Raw genomic sequence first — 7,186 nt, 5'->3', positions numbered from 1 at the left:
TTATGTTTAAGCCCTCGCGCATCCCCCAATTCTGGGGGACTTTTAGAGCTTTATTCCACCCAATTTTGGGGAGCTAGGGGGGCAAAATTGAAGTATGAATGCGCGATTTTTTGGTGATGTTTAAGCCCCCGCGCATCCCCCAATTCTGGGGGACTTTTAGAGCTTTATTCCACCCAATTTTGGGGAGCTAGGGGGGCTTGCATCATACCCATAATCAGCTCAAGCCCCAGCGCATCCCCCAACTTTGGGAGACTTTTAGAGTCTTATTCCCCCCAAAATTGGGGGGCTAGGGGGGCAAAAGGAGATACTGATAACTGAAATGACTCTTAGATTAAATCTGGCGTGTTTTCATCAAAATCATCAAAACCATCATCACTATCATCATCATCATCATCTATTAAGTCATCTTCTAGGTCACTAGGAAAATCCGAATCAAAAGGATCTGGCACAAAATCAGAATCATCTAAAACTGATTCACTATTACTTAGAATGCCAGGAAAATCAGGCATACTATCATCTATCAATTGATTTGGCTCTTTAGATATACCTTGAGAATCTCCAAAATTATTATTCATAGGTGAATTCATAGGTGATAAATTCAGATTACTTTCCAATTCTAACGATCGTGCTGTTTGATCGTCCAAGACCACACTTTGTAAATTCTCCTCCTCAATAATATCCATATCCTCATCCCAATTTTGTTCCAAACGACTAATCTCTGCACTCAGGGCATCTTCATAAGCATTAAAACCAGTACCAGCAGGAATCAAACGCCCAATAATCACGTTTTCCTTCAATCCCCTTAACCAATCTGACTTACCTTCAATAGCCGCCTCCGTTAACACCCTTGTAGTCTCTTGGAAACTCGCTGCCGAAATAAAGCTATCTGTATTCAAAGATGCTTTTGTAATCCCTAACAACATTGGCGTATACTGAGCTGTTGCTCCACCAGTAATAGACATAGCCTCATTAACCTGTTCCACTTGTCGTAATTCTATCAACTCTCCAGGCAACATAGTAGTATCACCACCATCATCAATCCTGACTTTAGCAGTCATCTGACGCACAATTACTTCAATATGTTTATCAGAAATATCTATACCCTGAGATTGATAAACCGCCTGCACTTGATCTACCAAAAACTTCTGACAAGCCTCAAAACTCCTCAAACAAGCCTCATAAATGCTTTCATGGTCGCGGTAATAGTTAAAGAAAATCTCCAGAATTTCATGGGGGTTTCGGGGTCCATCTGTGAGTGATTCACCCACATTTACATTTTGTCCATCAGAAACAATCACATTCTGCCCAGGACCGATTGGATAATCTGTAATTGTTCCGTCAGGCGAAACCACGCTAGCCTCCACATGATCGTCATTAGCCTTAACCTGAGCTTGACCCGGATACTTCACTAAAATGCAAGACTCTTTTGGTTTACGAGCCTCCAACAATTCCTCAATTCGAGGTAAACCCTGAATAATATCCCCAGTCTTAGCCCGCTCAAATACTAACAGTACTAAATTATCCCCTCGTTGTACCAAATCCCCATCCATGGTCAGCAGTATAGCTCCTGCAGAAACACGATAAGGTCGGCCTTGACGCAAGATAACTTGATAGCTTTCTTCACCATGATCTGCAACTGTTTTCTGAATTTTAGAAACCAGACCCGAGTGTTCAAGAAATACTCCAGGGGCAATTTCCGTACCAGCAACTAATAAATCCCCTTGAGCTACAGATGGCAAAGTATTAACTGGTATTTTAATTAAGTCAGCATCTCTGACTATCAAAATACGACGAATAGCTTCCGAACCTTCTTTAATACCGCGTACCTCACCAGCTTCCTTAGATAAAATTTCCGTGCGAGCAACCACTGCTCCAGCTTCAATTACATCCCGATCTTTCACCAAAAGTTCGGTACTTGTACTACCATGAGTTGTATCTGCCGTTACATCACGACGAATTACCAAAGATTCTAGAATTACCAACTGCAAACGCATTACTCCCTCTTCCTTTGGATCTGGTGATAACTCGATATCAGCAGCTAATTGAGGAGCTTCTTCTCCAATCTCTAATACTAACTGGGTTCGTAGTAATTCTACACCTTCTACAGATTTAACTCGTTCTCCATCTTTAAAAGAAATGCGTTGTACTGCCCTTAACTCAATGGAAGAATTAATTGATTTCTGAGAAGGAACCCCAGGATCGTCAGGCACATGAAATTCTGTCACAGGCCGTAATAATAATCCAGGATTTTCTGGAGTTTCTACATATTCAATATACTTTAACTCAGAGACTGCTAATCCTGGCACCACTTCTTTTCCTGGCATTGCGATCTGACCATTTATTAGAGTCAAATCCCCTAAATCTGCTTCATAATCTCCACTATGTAGTTCACCTGGTTTAATTACCACTTCCCTGAGAATATCATTTTTTTGGTGTACTTCTACAACTCCATTAGACAGACAGAAAATATCCTTAACTATCTCTGTACCTGCTTCTACATATTGACCATCTTCTACCAATAGCAAAGATATATCTTTATTGACTTCGTGGCATTCTTCAGGAATCCATAGCAATGTACCACCTTTTGTCACTTCGTAGCCTTGTTTAGCTTTACCACGTTTGAGAACTTCTACTCCGGCATATTTAATGATGCCACCTGTATTCGTTTTATAATTGTCTTCTAAAAGTTCAGCAATAACTTCGTGGTTGCCAACTTTACTACCAGGAGTAACTTTCAAAGCAAATCGTTGATTATTTTGGGCTTCAATGATATACTGGTCTCGGTTAGCAATGGTTTCCATCCTAACTTTTGCCTGGTCTAGTCGCACACTGGCAGTAATGACTTCAATCTCACGAGGTAGATTATCTTGTGCTTTCGTATGCACTGGCAGTTGGGTAGGAATGTTAGTAGTAGTCACTGACTCTTCAGACTCATCAGTTGTTGGCTGTTGAGTTCCTGCACTCAAAATATTTTGAGTTTTTTCCGTAGAAGGAATTCGTACCACACCACCATGCTCTGTTACTAGCTTAGTCTCAGCAATTACACTATTAACACTAATTGTAGTAGCATTTTTGATTACTGCTTCTGCACCTGGTGGCAGATTATAAACTTCTCCTGATAAGATCCAGATCAGACCTCCTCTTTGAGCAATGCGCGTTGTCGTTCCTTGTCTGTCTACCTTTTCTTCCTGCACCAACTTAGCAAATAGAACTTCCCCTGCTAAATCTGAGGCTACTTCTTTTGTAACTTTCTCAGTTGTTTTTCTGACCTGACCTGCCTTTGGTACTTCTGCTAAAATGTCTCCTGCTAAAACTTGTTGGTTATTTTGCACCATCAAAATAGAACCTTGAGCAATGAATATATTTTCTTGACCGCCATTAGTTCCTACTATTGTTAGGTCAAAATTATTTTCTGCAATCATTGCTTCGTCCCCATGACGAGTCCGGAATGACCTGGTACGCACAGTTGATGGATACTTTACTACACCTGCAAAAGGAGATGTGAACTGACGTGCTACTTCCCCTGTAAATACACCACCAGTATGGAATGTCCGCATTGTTAATTGAGTACCTGGTTCGCCGATAGACTGAGCAGCAATAATCCCAATAGCTTCTCCCATATCTACTATCTGACCATGAGCTAAACTCCACCCATAGCACTGTTGACAGACAGAACGAGGTGATTCACAAGTCAATGGCGATCGCACAAATACTTTTTCTACACCTGCTTTACCTATTGCTTTAGCTAAGTCTTCTGTAAATACTTGATTTCTGACTGCTTGAACGCCACCACTACTAATAATTTCTCCTGTTTCTGGATGTTTAACATCTTCTCCTGATACTCTACCTAATAATCTGTCTTGTACGGGAATTAACACGCGATCGCCATCTTTCATGCTTGTCACGGTTACTCCCCGCTTTGTGCCACAGTCTGCTTCCCGAACTATTACATCCTGAGAAACATCAACTAAACGACGAGTCAAATAACCGGAGTCTGCAGTCCTCAATGCTGTATCAACCAAACCTTTGCGCGCACCATAGGAGGAGATAATATACTCCGTTACAGTTAAACCTTCCCGGAAATTCGTCTTAATTGGCAAGTCAATAATTTCCCCTTGTGGATCTGCCATCAGACCACGCATTCCCACTAACTGACGCACCTGAGAAATATTACCCCGCGCTCCAGAAAATGCCATCATATAAACTGAGTTCAGAGGGTCACTTGCCTTAAAGTTACGAACTACCTCATCTTTAAGATTTTCACTGGTAACATTCCAGGTATCAATTACTTTTTGAAAGCGTTCTACTTCAGTAATTTTTCCTTTTGTATAGCGGTCAGTTGTATCGCGAATTTCTTCTTCTGCTGCATCTAAAAGTTGTCGTTTAGAAGCAGGTATTCGTAAGTCATCAACACTAATAGAAACTCCTGCTTTTGTGGCATAACGAAATCCTAAATCTTTCAGTTTATCTGCCATGTGTGCAGTTCTAGCTGTACCATAATTATTAAAAGACCAAGAAATTAACTTTTTCAGTTGACCTTTATTAACAACTCTATTCCGAAAAATCATGTTATTCTCTACCTTTGTTTATTAGTTTACTATAGCGCTGTGCGCAGGCAACAGGCAACAGGCAACAGCTCATCTGGGGGAATAAAAAACCGTTTGCGCAGCATCTCCGAAGGAATAATATAAGACTTTTAGCTATTGGACAGTTCTTGTAATTTGTAAATATGCCAGCGCACATTGCTATAATTTAGATAAAAAGACTGTTATTCTAAGGAAAGACAAAATAGTTTTGTGGAATGGGCATCTTGCCCGTTCCTGATATTTTCCCGTTCCTGATATTTTCGGGACAGGCAGGATGCCTGCCGCCACTTACCACTTATATTCATCCCGCCCCTCAGCAATACCAGATGTATGTTGGGGCGTTAACGATAGTTCTGCGAAGCAAATGGCATTGGCTAATGCCAAGCTCCGAATTGCACCCTCGCTTGATTTATTGTCCTTGCGTAAGTCCTGCTTTTCTTCCCTTCTGCCTTCTGCCTCCTGCCTTCTGCCTTCCTGACTCCTGACTCCTTTACAAAACACTTTCAATTGTTTGATTGAGAATTATGCGACCAGGTGTTGTTACCACAAACTGTGTCGCTGCTTCTCCATTTATCTCCCGCACCTGGCGAGATTTAATATGAACCTGTTTAATTTTTCCCTGTTGAGTATAATGAACCCGATACAAGTGATAACGCTTCACTACCTCTCCATTTTCTAGAGTTTTCTCTGACTTCAACTCTCCCAAAGTATCAGGTAATATCTTACTATCCAATGGCATCCAATAAATTTTAATCGCAACTTCTTCTGATATCTGTTGGATATCAGGAGGCATTTCTTCTGACTTATCTGTTTCGACCGTCACATCAGCAGGCAACCTCAAATATACATAAGTATGTAACCCTACCTTAGACTGTTCATAAGCTAAAATTACATCGTTAAAGCTAGCAAAATATAGTTCTTTTCCACCTTGTTCTCTATGGTTTTCTGCTGTCAGATAATAACAACCTAATACCATATCTTGAGAAGGCGTAATAATCGGACGACCAGTTGCAGGAGACAAAATATTATTCGATGCCAACATCAATAACCTTGCCTCTGCTTGCGACTCTAGAGAAAGTGGCACATGAACCGCCATTTGGTCGCCATCAAAGTCAGCATTAAATGCCGGACAAACTAAAGGATGTAACTGAATTGCGCGACCATCTACTAAAATAGGTTCAAAAGCTTGAATACCTAATCTGTGTAAAGTTGGTGCCCGGTTCAACATCACTGGATGACCTTCTATTACTTCCTCTAACACATCCCAAACATTCGGGTCTCCCCTTTGTATCAGTTTTTTTGCAGCTTTAATATTATTAACTAACCCCTGACGTATTAACCGATGAATGACAAATGGTTGAAACAATTCAATTGCCATTTCTCGCGGTAAACCACACTGATTAATTGCCAATTTCGGTCCGACAACAATTACCGAACGTCCTGAATAATCAACCCGTTTACCTAACAAGTTTTGCCGGAAACGACCTTGTTTTCCTTCAATAATATCACTCAAAGATTTCAGAGGTCTGTTGTTTGCACCTACCACAGTACGACCGCGACGACCATTATCAATCAAAGCATCAACTGCTTCTTGCAACATTCGTTTTTCATTACGAATAATAATCTCTGGTGCTAAGATTTCTTGCAGTCTTGCCAAGCGATTATTTCGGTTAATCACTCGTCGATATAAGTCATTCAAATCGCTAGTTGCAAAGCGACCACCATCCAACTGTACCATCGGACGTAAATCGGGAGGAATGACTGGAATAGCATCTAAAACCATCCATTCTGGTCTTGAACCCGTAGCGACAAAATTATCAATTACTCGCAAACGTTTGATTAATTTGGCGCGTTTTTGACCTTTAGAATTAGCAATTTCTTCCCTTAGTTTTTCTGCTTCCTCCTCTAGAGCAAGATTTTGTAATAAGACTTGTAGAGCTTCAGCACCAATACCAACTTCCACCCCAACTATTGTTGAATCTTCGCTATAAATTTGATCTTCAATTTCTAGCCAAACATCCTCTGTTAAAAGTTGCTTATAACTTAAACTTTCGTGATTCCCTGGATCTAGTACCACATAAGCATTGAAGTAAACAATTTGTTCTACATCTCGCAATGGCATATCTAACAAAATTGCCATATAACTCGGAATACCCTTGAGGTACCAAACATGAGTAACTGGTGCTGCTAATTTTATATATCCCATACGGTGACGGCGCACCCGAGACTCAGTTACTTCTACTCCACATCTTTCACAAACAATACCTCTATGTCGGACTCGCTTATACTTCCCACAATGACATTCCCAATCTTTCGCCGGACCAAAGATGCGTTCGCAAAACAACCCATCCATCTCTGGTTTGAGAGTCCGGTAATTAATAGTTTCTGGCTTAGTAACTTCTCCTACAACTGTACCATTTGGTAGAGTTCTTTCTCCCCAGAGACGAATTCTTTCTGGAGAAGCTAGAGCAATTTTGACATAATCAAATCTTTGTTCAAGTTTTGGCATCTTTACAATCAAGAATAAAAAGAATTAAAGAGTTAAGACTACAAAATTAACACCTTCTTGAAAACTAGACACGCGCTAGACATTTGCCATC

At 40.6% G+C, this 7,186-nt stretch carries 3 protein-coding genes; all 3 read right to left on the bottom strand.

What is annotated here, in order from left to right; genetic code table 11:
• Nucleotides 1–326: 326 nt before the first annotated feature.
• Nucleotides 327–4,568 carry a DNA-directed RNA polymerase subunit beta' gene (locus F6K15_RS21890; protein WP_293064256.1) on the bottom strand — a complete coding sequence of 1,414 codons (4,242 nt, stop codon included), beginning with the start codon at nucleotides 4,566–4,568 and terminating at the stop codon, nucleotides 327–329.
• A gap of 306 nt (nucleotides 4,569–4,874) precedes the next feature.
• A complete protein-coding gene (locus tag F6K15_RS21885) occupies nucleotides 4,875–5,087 on the bottom strand; it encodes a hypothetical protein (protein ID WP_293064254.1) in 213 nt (70 codons plus the stop codon).
• Nucleotides 5,077–7,095 (bottom strand): DNA-directed RNA polymerase subunit gamma, encoded by a 2,019-nt coding sequence (locus F6K15_RS21880; protein WP_293064252.1) that lies wholly within the window; start codon nucleotides 7,093–7,095, stop codon nucleotides 5,077–5,079. Before F6K15_RS21880 ends, F6K15_RS21885 begins: the two co-directional genes overlap by 11 nt.
• Nucleotides 7,096–7,186: the final 91 nt, after the last annotated feature.

Origin of the sequence: Okeania sp. SIO2B3 (genome assembly GCF_010672525.1) — a bacterium.
Lineage (GTDB): Bacteria > Cyanobacteriota > Cyanobacteriia > Cyanobacteriales > Microcoleaceae > Okeania.
The sequence above is the reverse complement of the archived record's forward strand: the minus strand, read 5'-3'. Positions and strand labels throughout refer to the sequence as shown.